Source organism: Lysobacter sp. 05T417 (assembly GCF_056396405.1).
Map to the genome: position 1 here is coordinate 21,702 of NZ_JBFTLK010000001.1, position 17,642 is coordinate 39,343.

Here is a 17,642-nt window from a genome sequence, read left to right on the forward strand (position 1 = left end):
CCTGATCCTGCAATTCGACCAGATCGGCACATTATGCGCCCGCAATGCCCCGATAATCCCCCGGTCAGGCTGGGACACGGGAAAACCATGAATCTCATCGCTTCCATGACAAGCGTCCCCCACCACGCCGGTTGCGCCAGGCTCACCGAGCTGGCGGCCCGGATTGCCCGATCGACGCCTGGCGACGGCATCCACGCCACCGCGATCGCGCCGCTGAGCCTGGTCCGGATCAGCGCCCCCACGGCCTGCACCCCGGCGGTCTATGAGCCGCGCCTGTGCATCGTCGCCCAGGGCAGCAAGATCGCGACGCTGGACGGGCAGACCTACCACTACAACCCGCTCAACTACCTGGTGGTGTCGGTGACCCTGCCGGTGTTCGGGCAGGTGGTGGAGGCCACCCCGGAGCATCCGTACCTGTGCCTGCGCCTGGACATCGATCCGGAAGAAGTCGCCGCGCTGATCGCCGACACGGCCGACAACGCCGCGGCGCATGCAGGCGTCGATCCGGGCCTGTATGCCGCCCGCGTCAACACGCCGCTGATGGATGCGGTGCTGCGCCTGATGAGCCTGCTCGACACACCGCAGGACCTGCCGGTGCTGGCGCCGATGGCGAAACGCGAAATCCTCTACCGCGTTCTCACGGGCGACCTGGGCCATCGCCTGCGGGCGATCGCGGCCACCGATGGCCGTTCCAGTCGCATTGCCCGCGCGGTCTCGACGCTGCGGCAGCACTACCTGCAGCCGTTGAGCATCGACGAGCTGGCCAGCAGCGTGCACATGAGCACGTCGTCGTTCCACCATCAGTTCAAGGCGGTCACGACGATGTCGCCGTTGCAGTTCCAGAAGCAGCTGCGCCTGCACGAAGCGCGCCGGCTGATGATGGCCGGCGGCATGGAGGCAATGAGCGCGGCGCGGCAGGTGGGCTACGAAAGCCCCTCGCAGTTCAGTCGCGAGTACAAGCGCCTGTTTGGCGCGCCGCCGCGTTTCGAAGCCGGGCGCGCCAGGGCGGTGCCCCAGGTCTGAGAACCTGCGGCCGGCCTGGCGGCTGGCTTACACGTGCATCGACACCAGCGATGCACGCAGTCCCGATTCGTCGAACAGATGGCGCAGCCGCCGCTCGACCTGCGACAGGTCCTCGAGCCCGGGCTGTGCGTACAGCGAATAGATCGGACGGTTGCTGTCGGGATAACCGCCAGCCTTGCGGCCCACGCTCACGTCCGGCGACTGGCACGCCCTGACCCACATTGACTGCAGTGCCGTCGGGCTGATGCTCTGCCCGTTGCCGAGGGTGAAGCGGAAGATCGCGACCTGATGCTTCATGGGGTCCGCCTCGATATGGGTATGCCCCAGTATGCGCTGTTGGCCGAAGTCTGCGCGTGAATCGACCCCTCCCTTTCAAGCGCGTCCGTTCAAGCGCGGGGTCGTGAAGGGGCGTACCATGGCGCTGCAATTCGTTGCCCCCTCGCGTCCCGCTCGACCGCTCTCCAGTCGCCCGCTGCGCTCCCGCCATGCGACATCGCCCGCCACGCACCGGTCGGCGCCTTCCTGAGAGTTCCTCCTTTGCGCTTGAGCTTCGCCAATCTCACGGTCGTCGTGGGCCGGCAGCATTTCTGCCTGCCTGCAGTGGTCGCGCGGCCGCCATCTCCGCCGTGCGCGGCGGGGCGTGCCTGATGGGCGAGAAGCGCTCGGAAGTCTCGTGCAGTCATTGCGACGCAGTGTGCTGCCGCCTGACGGTGGTGCTGATGCCCGAGGACGACGTGCCCAGGCACATGGTTGAACGCCTTGCCGACGGCCCCGAGGTGATGGCGCGCGACGAAGAGGGCTGGTGCGTCGCCGTCGACCACAGTCGCATGTGCTGCAGCATCTACGATCAGCGCCCCGGGGTCTGCCGCAAGTTCGCGATGGGCAGCGCGTACTGCAGATCCGAACGGGCGGCCTATCGGGAAATGCAGGCGCAGGCCATTCCCTTGACGCTGATCGAAGAGCGCAGGCGCTGAGCTTCGCGCGCGATCACGCGCACCAGTGCACCTGCAGGCCGATGCCGTGGATGCTGTCCAGCGCGGTCAGCACCGGCCAGCGGTTGCGGTTGCCATCGGCCAGCGCCTGGGTGAACACATCGCGCTTGCGCGCGCCCTTGATCAACAGCACCCGCGTGGGAACGCGCGCCAGGCCCCGCGGCGTCAGGCTGATGCGGCGCGTCCAGCGGCGCGCGCCGGCACAACCGCTGGCATCGACCGCGGCGTAGTCGTGGCGGCTGGCCAATATCCGTTCGGCGTCGGCCATGCCCGGGAAGAGCGATGCGACATGGCCGTCTTCGCCCATTCCGAGCACCGCCACGCAGGCCTGGAAACGGGCATAGGCATTGGCGCCGGCAACGGCTTCCTCGATGGTGCGGCCCGGACGGGTCATCGGTTCGAAATGCGCGGCCGCGGCCTGGTGCTGCAGCAGGTGCGTGCGCACGACATGGGCATTGCTGTCGAGGTCCTGCGGGTGCAGCCAGCGTTCGTCGACCAGGCCGACATTGACCCGGTCCCAGTCCAGTGGCGCCTTGGACAGTGCGCGATAGACCGCCACCGGCGTGGCGCCGCCCGACAGCAGCAGCCGGGCGCGTGGGTGCGAGGTCAGTTCCCGGCGCAGGTCGGCCGCAATGGAAACCGCGGCCGCCCACGTCCAGACGTCCTCGTTGGCGTGGACGTGAAGGTCATGCGGCGGCTGCGGCAGGTTCGCTTCGGTGGTCTGGTGCGAGCGATCGGTGGCCATCCACCGATACTGGCACGGCCGACTTCAAGAGCGCGTGTGCTGCGCCAGTGCCGCTGCGCCAAGCAGGCCGGGCTGCGGGTGGATCACCGCCAGCGTCGGAATGCGCGCCATCACCGCCGAGAAACGGCCCTTGTGCTCGAAGCGTTGGCGGAAGCCGGAGTGGGCAATCGACGGCAGCAGCTTGGGGACCAGGCCGCCGGTCAGGAACACGCCGTCCCACGCGCCCAGTGTCAGCACCAGGTCGCCGGCGGCGGCGCCGAACACGGCGCAGAAGATGTCGATCGTGCGCAGGCTGCGCGGATCGCCCTCGCGGGCACGCGCGGTGATGTCGGCCGGCTTTAGCGGGCCCGGATCCTCGCCGGCGATGGCGCTGAGCGCCCGGTGCAGGTTCACCAGCCCCATGCCGCTGACCAGGCGCTCGTTCGACACCCGGCCGAACTCACCCGACAGGTGCTGCAGGATTTCGATCTCCTCCGGCGTGCTGGGCGCGAAGCTGACGTGGCCGCCCTCGGTCTGCAGCGGGTAGTAGCGGCCGTCGCGCCGCAGCAGGCCACCCACGCCGAGTCCGGTGCCTGCGCCGATCACGGCGAACGTGCGGTCGGCCTCGTCGTGTCCGCTCCAGCCGGCAGCGCCCAGTGCAACGACGTCCTCCACCTGGAGCAGGGAAGCGCCCATCGCCTGGGCGGCGAAATCGTTGACCAGTTCCACCGACTCCAGGCCGAGTGCGTCGCGCGTGCGCGCCGCCGAGATCACCCACGGATGGTTGGTGATGCGGGCCTCATCGCCATCGACGCGGCCGGCCACGGCGAACACGCCCGTGCGCGGATTCGCGCCGGTGCTGTCGAGGTAGTGGCGGGCGGCATCGGACAGCGACGGAAAATCGGCGACCGCGAACTCCAGCACGCTCTCCAACAACAGCGGCGTCCGCTTGTCCTGGCGGGCCAGGGCGAAACGGGCATTGGTGCCGCCGATATCGGCGAGCAGGGCATCGGCTGCCGGGGTTGTCGGGGATTGGGAAACACTCAAGGATCACCACCGCACGATCGGATCGCAGACAGACGGACGCAGCGCGCGCCCGGGCTGCCGGCAGGGTAAAGCAGTCCACGGACGTTGTCTCGCGGTTACCACGGCTGCGCTCGCCTCGTGACAGGTGAAAACGAAATCAGCGCGACGGCGCCGCTCCACCGTTCCAACCCGTATTGAACCGCCGGGGCATGCGGTGGTCAGTACGGCAATGGCTCGGCCAGCTTGCGCCCATGCGTGGCGATCACCTTCGAGTACCACAGCGCGCTGTCCTTGGGCGTGCGCTCCTGCGTGCCGTAGTTGACGTGGATCATGCCAAAGCGCTTGGAGTAGCCCAGTGACCATTCCAGGTTGTCCATCAACGACCACAGCATGTAGCCGCGGATGTCGACGCCGGCCTGGATGGCGTCATGGATGGCGCTGATGTGCTTGCGCAGGTAGTCCATGCGCAACGGGTCGCGTACGCGGCGCTCGCCGGACACCGGATCGACGTCGGCGGTGGGCGGGTCGAAGAATGCCGCGCCGTTCTCGGTGATGTAGACCGGGATGTCGCCGTAGGTCTGCTTGAACCACAGCAGCAGGTCGGTCAGGCCCTGCGGGAAGACTTCCCAGCCGGTCTCGGTGTAGGTGCCCAGCGGCTGCCGGACCACGCCGGTGTTGAGCGGGTAGCTGGGCGCGTCCCGGGTGACGCTGCGGGTGTAGTAGTTGATGCCGACGAAATCGAGCGGCTGCCTGATCAGCTCGAAGTCTTCCGCGGGCCAGTCCGGCCAGGCCTCGCCGAAGATCTCCTTGAGCTCGGGCGGGTAGTGGCCGAGCAGGGCGGGATGCAGGTACTGCTCGTTCATGTAGGCGTGGGCGCGACGCACCGCCGCCTGGTCCGCGGCCGAATCGCTGGCCGCGTACTTGGGCTCGATGTTCACCACCAGGCCGATCTCGTGCTTGCCGATCTCGCGGTACGCCTTGACCGCCGCGCCGTGCGCGCGCATCAGGTTGTGCGAGGCGATCGGCGCTTCGAACTTGCTGCGATGTCCCGGAGCCAGCGCGCCGTGCAGGTAGCCGCCATCGGTGACCACCCACGGCTCGTTGTGCGTCACCCACTTCTTTACCCGGCCGTCGAGCGCGCGGTACATCACCGAGGCGTACTCGGCGAACCAGTCGGCGATCTCGCGGTTGAGCCAGCCGCCACGGTCATCGAGCGCGGCGGGCAGGTCCCAATGGAAAAGGGTCAGCAGTGGCTCGATATCGTTGGCGAGCAACTCGTCGACCAGGTTCGAATAGAAATCCAGGCCCTTCTGGTTCACCCGGCCGGTGCCGTCGGGCAGGATCCGCGACCACGACACGCTGAAGCGGTACGCCTGCAGCCCGAGCTTGCGCATCAGCTTCACGTCGTCGCGCCAGCGGTTGTAGTGGTCGCACGCGACATCGCCGGTGTCGCCGTTGAGCATCATCCCCGGGGTGTGGGCGAAGCGGGTCCAGATGCTCGGGCCGGCGCCGTCGGCCAGCGGCGAGCCTTCGATCTGGTGGGCGGCCGTGGCGGCGCCCCACAGGAAGCCTTCGGGGAATACGAACTGGTCGGCGCCAGGTGCTCGGCTCATGGGCTCGGCCTCGGGGGATATTGACGGTGGATAGGCGTGAAAACGCTTACATGGCAGGATAGCCGACGGCGGTGCCCATTGGGAACCACCGGTCGCATTCCATCAACTGGCAAAAAGACCGTCGAAGGTGAAACGATCCTCGTGCCACGGGGACGGCTCAGGAGAATTCATGGCGAAGGTCACGCTGGATCGTCTGCGCAAGGTCTACCCGAACGGGTTTGTCGGTGTCGACGATGCCAGCTTCGAGATTGCCGACGGCGAACTGCTGGTGCTGGTCGGGCCTTCCGGCTGCGGCAAGTCGACGCTGTTGCGGATGATCGCCGGACTGGAGCAGATCAGCAGCGGTGAGCTGCGCATTGGCGAGCGTCTGGTCAACGACGTCGCGCCGAAGGACCGCGACATCGCGATGGTGTTCCAGAGCTACGCGTTGTATCCGCACATGAGCGTGGCCGAGAACCTCGGTTTCGGCCTGATGTTGCGCGGTGCGGGCAAGGATGAGATCGGCCGCCGCGTGCGCGAGGCGGCGGCGATGCTGGAGCTGGAATCGCTGCTCGATCGCAAGCCGGCGGCGCTTTCTGGCGGCCAGCGCCAGCGTGTCGCCCTTGGCCGGGCACTGGTGCGGCAACCGCAGGTGTTCCTGCTCGACGAACCGCTCTCCAACCTCGACGCCAAGCTGCGCGCATCCACGCGCGTGGAGATCGCGCGGCTGCACCGGCAATTGGGTACAACCATGGTCTACGTCACCCATGACCAGATCGAGGCGATGACGCTGGGCCAGCGCATCGTCGTGCTCGACAAGGGCCGCATCCAGCAGATCGATACGCCGATGGGCCTGTACAACCGGCCGGCCAACCTGTTCGTGGCGACGTTCCTGGGCAGCCCGAAGATGAACCTGCTCCAGGGCGAGGTCGTGGAAAGCGACGGCCTGAAGCTGCGGTTGGGCGACGGCGTCGAACTGCCGCTGCAGCCCGAAGTGGAACTGGCCGGGCGCGTGCGCGCTTACCTGGGCAAGCGACTGATGGTCGGGCTGCGTCCGGAGGACATGCACCTGGGCGAGCCCGGTCCCGGGCACCTGACCGCAACGGTCGAGGCGGTCGAGCCGGTCGGCAACGAGGCCTTCCTCGACCTGGACTGCGCTGGCAGCGACCTGATCCTGCGGGTGCCGCCGCGCGACCTGCCCCGGCATGGCGACACCGTGCACCTGGGGTACGTGGCCGGGCAGATGCACTATTTCGACCCGGATACCGGGGTCAGCCTGCGAGCCTGAGGGCCGCTATACTGCCCGTGAAGACCCGGCTTACGAGCCGTGGCGCCTCCTATGAGAATCAATGACTTGGGAGGCGAACTGTAATCAAGATAGTAACTCCCAGTCGGTAATCACGGCCGCGTCCCGCCACGCCGCCAAGAGGCAACCCAGCCGCATGCGTCTGTCCACGATCAAGCTCTCCGGTTTCAAATCCTTCGTCGATCCGACCACGCTGCACCTGCCGAACAACATGACCGGCATCGTCGGTCCCAACGGCTGCGGCAAGTCCAACATCATCGATGCCGTGCGCTGGGTGATGGGCGAAAGCTCGGCCAGCCGCCTGCGCGGCGATTCGCTGACCGACGTGATCTTTGCTGGCTCCTCGGCGCGCAAGCCGGTGTCGCAGGCGATGGTCGAGCTGATCTTCGACAACTCCGACCACACCATCACCGGTGAGTACGCGGCGTTCAACGAGATCTCGGTCAAGCGTACGGTCAACCGCGACGGTTCCAGCCAGTACTACCTCAACGGCGCCAAGTGCCGCCGCCGCGACATCACCGACCTGTTCCTCGGCACCGGCCTGGGCCCGCGCAGCTACTCGATCATCGAGCAGGGCATGATCAGCAACATCATCGAGGCCAAGCCCGAAGAGTTGCGCGTCTACCTGGAAGAGGCCGCCGGCATCTCCAAGTACAAGGAGCGCCGCAAGGAAACCGAGACCCGCATCCGCCATACGCGCGAGAACCTCGATCGCCTCAGCGATCTGCGCGAGGAAGTGGGCAAGCAGCTCGAGCACCTCAAGCGCCAGGCTCGCCAGGCCGAGCAGTACCAGGCCATCCAGGCCGAGCGCCGGGTCAAGGACGCCGAGTGGAAGGCGCTCGAACACCGCGCCCTCGACCAGAAACTGCAGGGCCAGCGCGAGAAGCTGGGCCAGCAGGAAACCCGACTGCAGCAGCTCATCGCCGAGCAGCGCGAAGCCGAGCGCGAGATCGAGGTCGGCCGTGTCCGCCGCGAGGAATCCGCCGAGGCACTGAACAAGGCCCAGGCCGCCAGCTACGAAGTCGGCGGCACGCTGGCCCGCATCGAACAGCAGATCCAGCACCAGCGCGAGATGTCCACGCGCCTGCAGAAGGCGCGCGACGAGGCACTGTCGGCGTTGGCGGAGCTGGGCCAGCACATCGGCAGCGATCAGTCGCGCCTGGACGTGCTGCGCGCCGCCGTGGCCGAATCCGAGCCGCGCCTGGAGCAGTTGCGCGACGAAGACGGCATGCGCCAGGAAGCCCTGCGCGACGCCGAAACCGGTTTGACCCAATGGCAGCAGCGCTGGGACGAGCATAGCCGTGCCCAGTCCGAAGCTGCGCGCGCAGCCGACGTCGAACGCACCCGCATCGAGCACCTCGATCGCCAGGTGCTCGACGCCGACCGTCGCCGCGAAGCCCTCAACAACGAACGCGCCGGGCTCGACCTGGGCGCGCTGTCGGAATCGTTCGCCGCGCTGCAGGAGCAGCACGAGACGCAGAAGTTCTCGATCGACAGCCTCAGCGAGGAGCTGGAGACGCGCAAGGGCGCACTCGGCGAATTGCAGGACCAGCAGCGTGGCACCCAGTCCGAGCTGGCCGAGGCGCGCAAGCAGGTGCAGGCCGCACGCGGCCGCCTGTCGTCGCTGGAGACGCTGCAACACGCGGCGCTCGGCCAGGAGCAGGGCGCGGCGCTGAGCTGGCTCAAGTCGCGCGGCCTGGATTCGGCCACGCGCGTGGGCGAGGCGCTGCAGGTCGAAGCGGGCTGGGAGAACGCCGTCGAAGGTGCGCTTGGCCAGATGATCGAAGGCGTGCTGGTCGAATCGCCGGAAGTCCTGGTCGATGCGCTCGGCGAACTCGGCGAGGGCCGCCTGGTCCTGGTCGATCCGCAGAATGACGCCGTCGATTTCGCGCCGACCTCGCTGGCCTCCAAGGTTCGCGGACCGATCGCGATCCGTCGCATCCTCGCCAAGCTTCACGCCGCCGAAGACCTCAGCCAGGCGCGCTCGATGCTGCCGATGCTGGGCGAGGGCGAGTCGATCATTACCCGCAACGGCGAGCGCCTCGGCGCCGGCTGGGTGCGGATCCTGCGCTCGGGCGCGGCCAAGCAGGGCGCACTGCTGCGCGAGCGCGAGATCCAGTCGCTGCGCACGCAGATCGACACCCTGCAGGCACGCGAGCGCGAACTCGAATCGCTGCTGATGCAACTGCGCGACCGCCTGCTCGCCGCCGAGCAGCAGCGCGAGGACGCGCAGCGCACGCTGTACATGGCGCACCGCAGCGTCTCCGAACTTGCCGGCCAGCTGCAGAGCCAGCAGGGTCGCCTGGATTCGGCGCGCGGCCGCATCGAGAAGATCGACACCGAACTGGCGCAGCTCGCCGAAACCCTGGAAAGCGCGCGCGAACAGTCACGCGATTCGCGCACGCTGCAGGAAGAAGCGGTCATGCGCATGGGCGAGCTGGAGGACGCGCGCCAGGCGTTGGAGTCCGAACGCCGCGCCCTTGGCGAAGCCCGCGACCAGGCCCGCAACATCGCCCGCGAATCGCGCGACACCGCGCACGCGCTGGCCTTGACGCTGGAGTCCCAGCGCACCCAGATCACCGCACTGGCGCAGGCCCTGGACCGCATGGGCGGCCAGCGCGGCCAGCTCGATTCGCGCCTGGGCGAACTGTCGGCGCAGCTGGCCGACGGCGACGAGCCGGTCAACACGCTGGAAGAGCAGCGGCAGGTCGCGCTCGAGCAGCGGGTGATCACCGAACAGGCGCTGACCGCCGCACGAACGACCGTGGACGGCATCGATCACGACCTGCGCCGCTTCGAACAGGTCCGCCACCAGCGCGACGAGCAGGCGATCCAGCAGCGCGAGGCCATCGGCCAGCGCCGCCTCGAGCAGCAGGCACTCGTGCTCAAGGCCGAACAGCTGTCAGCGGCGATTGTCGAAGCCGGTTTCGTGCTCGAGGACGTGGTCAACACCCTCACCGACGACATGGATGCGCAGGTTTGGGAGCGCAGCGTCAACGAGCTCGACGGCAAGCTGCGCCGGCTCGAGCCGGTCAATCTGGCCGCGATCGCCGAACACGCCGAGGCCGCCCAGCGCAAGGAATACCTGGACGCCCAGGACACCGACCTCACCACCGCGCTGGAAACGCTCGAGGACGCCATCAAGAAGATCGACCGCGAGACCCGCGGCCGCTTCAAGGACACCTTCGACCGCGTCAACAGCGGCGTGCAGGAGCTGTACCCGCGCCTGTTCGGCGGTGGCCATGCCTACCTGGAACTGACCGGCGAAGACCTGCTCGACACCGGCGTGTCGATCATGGCGCGCCCGCCGGGCAAACGCGTGTCGAACATCTCGCTGCTGTCCGGCGGCGAGAAGGCGATGACCGCAGTGGCGCTGGTGTTTGCGATCTTCCGCCTCAACCCGGCGCCGTTCTGCCTGCTCGACGAGGTCGACGCGCCACTCGACGAAGCCAACGTCGGCCGCCTCGCCGCGATGGTCATGGAGATGAGCGAACAGGTACAGTTCCTGTTCGTGACCCACAACAAGGCGACGATGGAAGCCGCGCAACAGCTTTCCGGCGTCACCATGCGCGAGCCCGGCGTCAGCCGACTGGTCTCGGTCGACCTGGCAGAGGCTTCGCGCCTGGCCGGAGTGGCCTGAGCCGTTCGGACTTCCCCCATCCCCCGCCTGCCGTAAGGAACCCCTTCGATGTCAGACGTGACCATGCTGCGGATCGGAATCCTGATCGCAGGCCTGATCCTGATCGCCGCGATCGTGTTCTTCGGTCGCCCGCGCAAACCGGGGCAGGGCAAGCGCGTATCGCGTGAGGCGGCGCCCGACAGCAGCCGGCGCGAGCCGACCCTGGGCGAGCAGCTGGAGCGTGAGCTCGGCGGCGAAGGCCCGGCATCGGGCGAGACCACCGCCCAGGCGGAGCTGGAACTGTTCGACCGCACCCTCGAAGGTGCCGCGAGCAGCGAGCTGGGCCGTCGCGCCACCGAGGAGTTCGACAAGATCGTCACCCTGTACCTGGCCGCGCGGGCAGGGCAGAAGCTGCAGGGCTCCGACATCGTCGTTGCCGCCGAGAAGGCCGGCCTTGCCTACGGCCACATGGGCGTGTTCCACCGCCTGGTCGAGAACCATCCCGAGCGCGGCCCGGTGTTCAGCGTCGCCAACATCATGAAGCCCGGCAGCTTCGACATGGCGCAGATCCAGACGCTGGAGACCCCGGCGATCGCGTTCTTCCTGACCCTTCCAGCGCCGGTCAATGCCCTGGACGCATGGGAAACCATGCTGCCGACCGCGCAGCGCATGGCCGAACTGCTGGACGGCGTGGTTCTGGACGAGCAACGCAATGCACTGGGCCGCCAGCGCATCGCCCACATCCGCGACGAATTGCGTGCCTACGACCGCCAGCGCGAAGCGCCGCCGCTGACCAAGCCGGCGCGCTGGTAGTCCCACGCTTCCTTCGACTTCGCTGCGCTACGCTTCCTTCGACTTCGCTGCGCTACGCTTCCTTCGACTTCGCTGCGCTACGCTTCCTTCGACTTCGCTGCGCTACGCTCAGGACGAACGGTTGTTTTGACGGAGTGCGCCGTTCGGGCCGAAGTCGAAGGACTGCCTGCGAGCCATTGACCATGCCGAAGACCGACATCGCCACCCGCATCGCCCAGCTGCGCGCCGAACTCAACGACGCCAACTACCGCTACCACGTCCTCGACGACCCCGCGATCCCGGACGTCGATTACGACCGCATGCTGCGCGAACTCGACGAACTCGAAGCCGCGCACCCGGAACTGATCACGCCCGATTCGCCGACCCAGCGCGTCGGCGCCGTGCCCTCCGGCAGTTTCGATCAGGTCCGCCACGCCATCCCGATGCTGTCGCTGGGCAATGCTTTCAGCGATGACGAAGTGGCCGTGTTCGTGCGCAAGATCCAGGAGCGTCTCGGCCGCGACGCGCTGGCGTTCTCCGTCGAACCCAAGCTCGATGGCCTGGCGATCAGCCTGCGCTACGAGAACGGGCGTTTCGTCCAGGGCGCCACCCGCGGCGACGGCGCCACCGGCGAGGACGTCACCGCCAACCTGCGCACGATCAAGGCGATCCCGCTGCAGCTGCGCGGCAAGGGTTGGCCGCGCGTGCTGGAAGTGCGCGGCGAGGTCTACATGCCGCTGGCCGCCTTCAAGGCCTACAACGAGCGTGCGCTGGCCGAGGGCGGCAAGGTCCTGGCCAATCCGCGCAATGGCGCGGCCGGCTCGTTGCGCCAGCTCGATCCGCGCATGACCGCGCAGCGGCCGTTGTCGTTCTATGCCTATGGCGTCGGCCTGGTGGAGGGCGGCGAACTGCCCGAGACCCATTCGCAGACCCTGGCGCGCCTGCGCGACTGGGGATTCCCGGTCAGTGGCGAAAGCAACGTGGTGGAAGGCCTGCAGGGCCTGCTCGACTACTACCAGTCGATTGGCGCCAGGCGCGATCGTCTGCCGTTCGACATCGACGGTGTCGTCTACAAGCTCGACGACTACGAAGGCCAGGCCGAGATGGGTTTCGTCTCGCGCGCGCCGCGCTGGGCGATCGCGCACAAGTTCCCGGCGCAGGAACAGATGACCGTGGTCGAATCGATCGAGGTCAATGTCGGCCGCACCGGCGCGGTCACGCCGTGGGTGCTGATGCAGCCGGTGCAGGTGGGTGGCGTCACCGTCACCCGGGCGACGTTGCACAACGCCGACCAGGTCGCGCGACTGGACGTTCGCAACGGCGACACGGTGATCATCCGCCGCGCCGGCGATGTCATTCCGGAGGTCGTCCGCGTCGTTGTCGAGAAGCGGCCCGCCGGGACCCGGCCCTGGTCGATGCCCAGCCATTGCCCGGTGTGCGGGTCGGAGCTGGTGCGCGAGGAAGGCGAGGCGGTATGGCGCTGCTCGGGCGAGCTGACCTGCGCGGCACAGCGCAAGGAGGCCATCGGCCACTTCGCCTCGCGCCGTGCGATGGACATCGAAGGCCTCGGCGAGCGTTTCATCGAGAGCCTGTCCGACCTGGGCTACGTGCAGTCGGTCGCCGACCTCTACAAGCTCACGCTCGATGACCTGCTGGAGATGAAGCGACGCGCGGACGCCCTGAAAGAAGTCCCTTTGGGGGACGAGCGCGACGACACCACGCCGGACACGGTCAAGGCCGGCAAGGTCGCCACGCGCTGGGCCGAGAACCTGCTCGAAGCCATCGACCGCAGCCGCAACACCACGCTGGAACGCTTCCTCTACGGACTGGGCATCCAGCACGTCGGCGAGAGCACGGCCAAGGCGTTGGCGAACTGGTTCGGCGACCTCGAACTGATTCGCCACCTGCCGTGGCCGCTGTTCAAGCGCGTGCCGGATGTCGGCGGCGAAGTCGCCCGTTCGATCGGCCATTTCCTCGACCAGGCCGGCAACCAGCAGGTCATCGACGAACTGCTCGCGCGCGGCGTCACCATCACCGATACCCATCCGCCGACGGCGAAGCTTCGCGACGGCCTGAACCTGGCCACGCTGCTGGTCGATCTGGAAATCCCCAAGGTCACCCGCGTGCGCGCCGAACAGCTGGCCAGTGCGTTCCCCAGCGTGCAGGCGCTGCTCGATGCGCCCGCGCACAACTTCATCAGCGCCGGCCTGCCTGCCGACACCGCGCAGGCATTGTCGGACTGGCTTGAAGACGAAACCCATGCCGGGCAACTGGTCGCCAGCGGCGATGCCCTGGCGCGCCTGGATGCGGTGACGCCGGTCGCCGCGGAAGTCGCGCAGGGACCGCTCGACGGCCAGACGGCGGTGCTGACCGGCACGCTGTCCGGGCTCAGTCGCGACGAAGCCAAGGCGAAACTGGAAGCACTCGGCGCCAAGGTGTCGGGCAGTGTCTCGAAGAAGACCAGCTTCGTCGTCGCCGGCGAAGCGGCCGGCTCCAAGCTCGACAAGGCGCAGGAACTGGGCGTGGAAATCTGGGACGAGGACAAGCTGATGGCGTTCCTTGCCGGGCACGGGCAGTGAGCACGCCGACGCCTGCCGCGAGCTGGCGACCTTCGGCCAGTTTCGAGACGCTGCGGCTGCGGGCGCGCATCAATGCGCTCATTCGCCACTTCTTCGCCGAGCGCGACGTCGTCGAAGTCGAGACACCGGTGATGTCGGTGGCGGGCAACACCGATCCGAACATCGCGTCGTTCCGGCTGCAGTTCAGTGGACGCACCGACGGCGCACCGCGTACGCGCTGGTTGCGCACTTCGCCGGAATACTCGCTCAAGCGGTTGCTGGCGGCGGGCTTTGGCGATTGCTACGAACTGGGCCGCGTGTTCCGCGACGGCGAAGCCGGCGGGCGCCACAACCCCGAGTTCACCATGCTTGAGTGGTATCGCCTGGGCTGGGACCACCAGCGCCTGATCGATGAGACCGCGCAACTGGTGCAGGCGGCATTGGCCCTGGTCGGTCGCAGCGCAACACTCACGCGCGTGGGTTATCACGATCTGTATCGCCAGCAACTGGGCATCGACCCGCAAACAGCCGAGGTCGAGCAGTTGCAGGCCGCGCTTGGTGTGGTGATCGATCCCGCCGGTCTGACGCGCGACGATTGGCTCGACCTGTTGATGACCCATCGCCTGCAACCGGCATTCGCGCGCGACCAGTTGCTGGCGGTGCACGACTATCCGGCCTCGCAATGCGCACTGGCTCGATTGGGGACTCGCGACGGCGTACCGGTGGCCGAGCGCTTCGAGCTCTACCTGGGGCCGCTGGAACTGGCCAACGGCTATCACGAGCTGGGCGACGCGGCCGAGCAGAGGCAACGCTTCGACCGCGATCTGGCGCTGCGCGGCGTGCGCGGCGACGCATTGCCACCACGCGACGAAAACCTGCTGGAGGCCCTGGCGGCGGGGTTCCCGCATTGCGCCGGCGTGGCATTGGGCGTTGACCGCCTGCTGATGGCCATGCTCGGCAGCGATCGCATTGCCGATGTGATGGCCTTCGACTTCGCCCGCGCCTGACCATCGCCCGATACGAAAATTTAAGGAAAACCCGGATGTTTGTTTTCACCGGGACGGTTTAGAGTGGCTGCGTGAACTCAGGGGTGCACGATGCGCGGCTGGGCGTTTTCGACTTGTTTCTACGCACTGCTACTGATGGCCGCGCCTGAGACTAGGGCACAGGACACGGGCGGTCGTTTCTACGGCGACCGTGTCGTGCGTTGCGAGTCCAAGGGCGGGCAGGCGCACCTTTGTCCGGTGGACGTCCGCGGCGGCGTGCGCATGCTGCGCAGCCTGTCCAAGTCCGATTGCACCGAGGGAAGCACCTGGGGCCTCAACGACACGGGCATCTGGGTCCGGGACGGATGCCGCGCCGAGTTCGTCCTCGGCTACGGCGGCAGCGTCGGCAGCGCCTACGGTAGCCGCACGGTCCGTTGCGAATCGCGCGGCAACCGCTGGCAGCATTGCGATGCCGACACCAGCGCCGGCGCCGAGCTGGTGCGGCAGTTGTCGAAGAACCCGTGCATCAAGGGCGACAACTGGGGCGCCGACAACCGCGGCGTCTGGGTGTCGGGTGGTTGCCGCGCCGAGTTCCGGATGATGGCGGCGGTGGCGACCCAGACCACGCCCGGCAAGATCGTCCGCTGCGATTCGAACGACAAGCTGCCGCGGCACTGCCCGGCCGATACCGAGGGTGGGGCGGTGAAGGTGTTCCGCCAGTTGTCGCGCGCGGCCTGTGTCGAGGGGCGCAGCTGGGGCGTGGACAAGAACGGGATCTGGGTCGAGGACGGCTGCCGGGCCGAATTCGAAGTCCGCCGCAAGGACGACATCAGCGGCGGCTGAATGGCTGCCATCGCCGGCCGCGGGGTGAGGCAATCGTTAAGCCGGCCTCGTTAGAGTAGGGCCCATCTCAAACGACGGAGCGGTCATGACCCGATATTTGTCCAGGGGCCTCGGGATTCTGGCTGTGCTTGCGGCTTCAACGGTGGCCACGCCGGCCATGGCGCAATACACCAACGTGCAGACCGTTCGCTGCGAATCCAACGACAACCACTATCGCCAGTGTGCGGCCGATACCCGTTACGGCGCGCAGCTGTTCCGGCAGTTCTCAAAAAACGCCTGCATCGAAGGGCGTACCTGGGGCTATGACGGGCGTGGCGTGTGGGTCAACGGCGGTTGCCGTGCCGAATTCGCACTGACGCGCGCCGGCCAGGGCGGCTGGAATGGTGGCAACGGCGGCGGGAACGGCGGCGGGAATGGCGGTGGCAACGTTGGCCGCAATGTGCGCTGCGACTCCAACGACAACCGTTACCACCAGTGCCAGATCGACGGCCGCAGCGCCTACCTGGTGCGCCAGTACTCCAAGGCCTCGTGCGTCGAAGGCCGCAGCTGGGGCGTCGGCCGCGGCTTCGTCTGGGTCGATGACGGCTGTCGCGCCGAGTTCGCCAGTGGCTACGGCGGCGGTCACGGCGGTGGCAACGGTGGCGGCCAGGGTGGCGGCCAGGGCGGCGGCAACTATCCCGGCGGCTGGGGGCAGGCGCAGCAGCTGTACTGCGGTTCCGATGATCGCCGCCAGCGCCGCTGCAACGTGACCATCCGTCGCGATGCGCGACTGGTCAAGCAATCGTCCAAGGCGCCGTGCATCGAAGGCCAGAGCTGGGGCTGGGACCGCAATGGCGTGTGGGTCAGCGACGGCTGCCGCGGCAGCTTCAGCGTCCTTTGACGCCACGCGGGTGCTCCCAAGTCCCCGTCGCCACACGCGGCGGGGACAGCCGGCGCCCGGATGTCGCCAAGTCGCGGCGTGCAGTTCGCTAAACTGCACGGCATGAACACCACCATCGATTTCGACCGTTACGACCGCATCCGCCCGATCCGCTGGACCGGGCAGGCCCTGGAACTGCTCGATCAGCGCAAGCTGCCCTTCGTGGTCGAGTACGTGGCGTGCCGCGACAGCGCTGCGGTCGCAGAAGCCATCCACGCGCTCACCGTGCGCGGCGCGCCGGCCATCGGCATCGCCGCGGCCTGGGGCGTGGTGCTGGCCGCGCGTGAGATCGATGCAGGCGACGGCGCCGAAGCGGCGACCAGGCTCGAGCCGGCCATGCAGCAACTCAACGCAGCCCGCCCGACCGCGGTCAACCTGGCCTGGGCGCTGGCGCGGATGCGTCGCACGCTGGCTGCGGCAGGCGCCGACTGGCGCGAAGTGATCGAACGCGAAGCGCAGGCCATCGCCGACGAGGACCTGGCTGCAAACCGCCGCATGGGCGCACTGGGTGCGGCCCTGATCGAACCTGGCAGCGGCGTGCTGACTCATTGCAACACCGGCTCGCTCGCCACCGCGGGCTTCGGCACCGCGCTGGGCGTGATCCGCGCCGGCGTCGCCGAAGGCCGGATCGACAAGGTTTTCGCCGGCGAAACCCGGCCCTGGCTGCAGGGCGCGCGCCTGACCGTGTGGGAGCTGCAGCAGGATGGCATCGCGCCGACCCTGATCGCCGACTCGGCGGCCTCGCACCTGATGAAGACCGGTGACGTGCAGTGGGTCGTGGTCGGCGCCGACCGGATCTGTGCCAATGGCGACACCGCCAACAAGATCGGCACCTACCAGCTGGCCATTGCAGCGCGCCATCACGGCCTGAAGTTCATGGTTGTCGCGCCGTCCTCGACGGTCGACATGGAAACTCCGTCCGGCGACGCGATCCACATCGAGGAGCGCGACCCCGGCGAGCTGTTCGGCGTCGGTGGCGTACGCACCGCGGCCGAGGACGTGGGCGCCTGGAACCCGGTCTTCGACGTCACCCCGCACGAGCTGATCGACGCCATCGTGACCGAGCGCGGGGTGATCGAGCGCCCGGATGCAGCGGCGATGAAGGCCGCCTTCGGCTGAGCCGGGTCATCCCGGCGCCCGCCGGGATGAAGTCAGGAGCGACGTCCCTGGGTTCCCGCCTTCGCGGGAATGACGGCTTCCGTACGAAGGGCGGGCAATGAATTGATGGAGCGGCGTGGTGGACGCCGCGTTCCCAAGGCCCG

General features: G+C 67.9%; 14 protein-coding genes. 10 read left to right on the top strand and 4 right to left on the bottom strand.

Going from position 1 to position 17,642, the window contains the following annotated elements; genetic code table 11:
* The first annotated feature begins 105 nt into the window (after positions 1-105).
* A complete protein-coding gene (locus AC1DER_RS00080; RefSeq protein WP_477245056.1) occupies positions 106-1,023 on the top strand; it encodes an AraC family transcriptional regulator in 918 nt (305 codons plus the stop codon).
* A 27-nt stretch (positions 1,024-1,050) separates the two neighbouring features.
* On the opposite strand, the gene AC1DER_RS00085 is transcribed toward AC1DER_RS00080, so the two are convergent.
* Complete coding sequence (locus AC1DER_RS00085; protein ID WP_441814663.1) at positions 1,051-1,320, bottom strand: hypothetical protein; 270 nt, start codon at positions 1,318-1,320, stop codon at positions 1,051-1,053.
* Between the two features lie 350 nt (positions 1,321-1,670).
* Between AC1DER_RS00085 and AC1DER_RS00090 the strand changes: the two genes are divergently transcribed.
* Positions 1,671-1,997 carry a YkgJ family cysteine cluster protein gene (locus AC1DER_RS00090; RefSeq protein WP_441814662.1) on the top strand — a complete coding sequence of 109 codons (327 nt, stop codon included), beginning with the start codon at positions 1,671-1,673 and terminating at the stop codon, positions 1,995-1,997.
* A 13-nt stretch (positions 1,998-2,010) separates the two neighbouring features.
* Here the strand turns inward: AC1DER_RS00090 and pgl are convergent, their stop codons facing one another.
* From pgl to AC1DER_RS00105, 3 genes are all read right to left on the bottom strand, one after another.
* Entirely contained in the window at positions 2,011-2,760 is a 750-nt protein-coding gene (pgl, locus tag AC1DER_RS00095) for a 6-phosphogluconolactonase (RefSeq protein ID WP_477245059.1), read from the bottom strand.
* A 24-nt stretch (positions 2,761-2,784) separates the two neighbouring features.
* A complete protein-coding gene (glk, locus tag AC1DER_RS00100; RefSeq protein ID WP_477245061.1) occupies positions 2,785-3,786 on the bottom strand; it encodes a glucokinase in 1,002 nt (333 codons plus the stop codon).
* A gap of 197 nt (positions 3,787-3,983) precedes the next feature.
* Positions 3,984-5,378 carry a GH1 family beta-glucosidase gene (locus AC1DER_RS00105; RefSeq protein WP_477245063.1) on the bottom strand — a complete coding sequence of 465 codons (1,395 nt, stop codon included), beginning with the start codon at positions 5,376-5,378 and terminating at the stop codon, positions 3,984-3,986.
* A gap of 169 nt (positions 5,379-5,547) precedes the next feature.
* On the opposite strand from AC1DER_RS00105, the gene AC1DER_RS00110 reads away from it, so the two are divergent.
* From AC1DER_RS00110 to mtnA, 8 genes are all read left to right on the top strand, one after another.
* On the top strand, positions 5,548-6,645 hold the full coding sequence (locus tag AC1DER_RS00110) for an ABC transporter ATP-binding protein (RefSeq protein WP_477245065.1): 1,098 nt from the start codon (positions 5,548-5,550) through the stop codon (positions 6,643-6,645).
* A 154-nt stretch (positions 6,646-6,799) separates the two neighbouring features.
* Positions 6,800-10,303, top strand: a complete 3,504-nt coding sequence (gene smc / locus AC1DER_RS00115) for a chromosome segregation protein SMC (protein WP_477245067.1) — start codon at positions 6,800-6,802, stop codon at positions 10,301-10,303.
* A gap of 48 nt (positions 10,304-10,351) precedes the next feature.
* On the top strand, positions 10,352-11,095 hold the full coding sequence (gene zipA, locus AC1DER_RS00120) for a cell division protein ZipA (RefSeq protein ID WP_477245069.1): 744 nt from the start codon (positions 10,352-10,354) through the stop codon (positions 11,093-11,095).
* A 182-nt stretch (positions 11,096-11,277) separates the two neighbouring features.
* Complete coding sequence (gene ligA / locus AC1DER_RS00125; RefSeq protein WP_477357522.1) at positions 11,278-13,653, top strand: NAD-dependent DNA ligase LigA; 2,376 nt, start codon at positions 11,278-11,280, stop codon at positions 13,651-13,653.
* A complete protein-coding gene (gene epmA / locus AC1DER_RS00130; RefSeq protein ID WP_477245073.1) occupies positions 13,650-14,639 on the top strand; it encodes an EF-P lysine aminoacylase EpmA in 990 nt (329 codons plus the stop codon). Before ligA ends, epmA begins: the two co-directional genes overlap by 4 nt.
* Before the next feature lie 135 nt (positions 14,640-14,774).
* Complete coding sequence (locus AC1DER_RS00135) at positions 14,775-15,461, top strand: DUF3011 domain-containing protein (RefSeq protein WP_477245075.1); 687 nt, start codon at positions 14,775-14,777, stop codon at positions 15,459-15,461.
* Positions 15,462-15,618: 157 nt separating this feature from the next.
* A complete protein-coding gene (locus AC1DER_RS00140) occupies positions 15,619-16,341 on the top strand; it encodes a DUF3011 domain-containing protein (RefSeq protein ID WP_477245077.1) in 723 nt (240 codons plus the stop codon).
* Between the two features lie 102 nt (positions 16,342-16,443).
* Positions 16,444-17,499, top strand: coding sequence for an S-methyl-5-thioribose-1-phosphate isomerase (gene mtnA / locus AC1DER_RS00145; RefSeq protein WP_477245079.1), 1,056 nt, complete (start codon positions 16,444-16,446; stop codon positions 17,497-17,499).
* The last annotated feature ends 143 nt before the right edge of the window (positions 17,500-17,642 follow it).

What these genes read in the sequence shown, in the direction of transcription:
- mtnA (WP_477245079.1), top strand. Translation starts at nt 16,444, where the DNA reads ATGAACACCACCATCGATTTCGACCGTTACGACCGCATCCGCCCGATC.
- ligA (WP_477357522.1), top strand. Translation starts at nt 11,278, where the DNA reads ATGCCGAAGACCGACATCGCCACCCGCATCGCCCAGCTGCGCGCCGAA.
- AC1DER_RS00110 (WP_477245065.1), top strand. Translation starts at nt 5,548, where the DNA reads ATGGCGAAGGTCACGCTGGATCGTCTGCGCAAGGTCTACCCGAACGGG.
- AC1DER_RS00080 (WP_477245056.1), top strand. Translation starts at nt 106, where the DNA reads ATGACAAGCGTCCCCCACCACGCCGGTTGCGCCAGGCTCACCGAGCTG.
- AC1DER_RS00135 (WP_477245075.1), top strand. Translation starts at nt 14,775, where the DNA reads ATGGCCGCGCCTGAGACTAGGGCACAGGACACGGGCGGTCGTTTCTAC.
- smc (WP_477245067.1), top strand. Translation starts at nt 6,800, where the DNA reads ATGCGTCTGTCCACGATCAAGCTCTCCGGTTTCAAATCCTTCGTCGAT.
- zipA (WP_477245069.1), top strand. Translation starts at nt 10,352, where the DNA reads ATGTCAGACGTGACCATGCTGCGGATCGGAATCCTGATCGCAGGCCTG.
- pgl (WP_477245059.1), bottom strand. Translation starts at nt 2,760, where the DNA reads ATGGCCACCGATCGCTCGCACCAGACCACCGAAGCGAACCTGCCGCAG.
- AC1DER_RS00140 (WP_477245077.1), top strand. Translation starts at nt 15,619, where the DNA reads ATGGCGCAATACACCAACGTGCAGACCGTTCGCTGCGAATCCAACGAC.
- AC1DER_RS00085 (WP_441814663.1), bottom strand. Translation starts at nt 1,320, where the DNA reads ATGAAGCATCAGGTCGCGATCTTCCGCTTCACCCTCGGCAACGGGCAG.
- AC1DER_RS00090 (WP_441814662.1), top strand. Translation starts at nt 1,671, where the DNA reads ATGGGCGAGAAGCGCTCGGAAGTCTCGTGCAGTCATTGCGACGCAGTG.
- AC1DER_RS00105 (WP_477245063.1), bottom strand. Translation starts at nt 5,378, where the DNA reads ATGAGCCGAGCACCTGGCGCCGACCAGTTCGTATTCCCCGAAGGCTTC.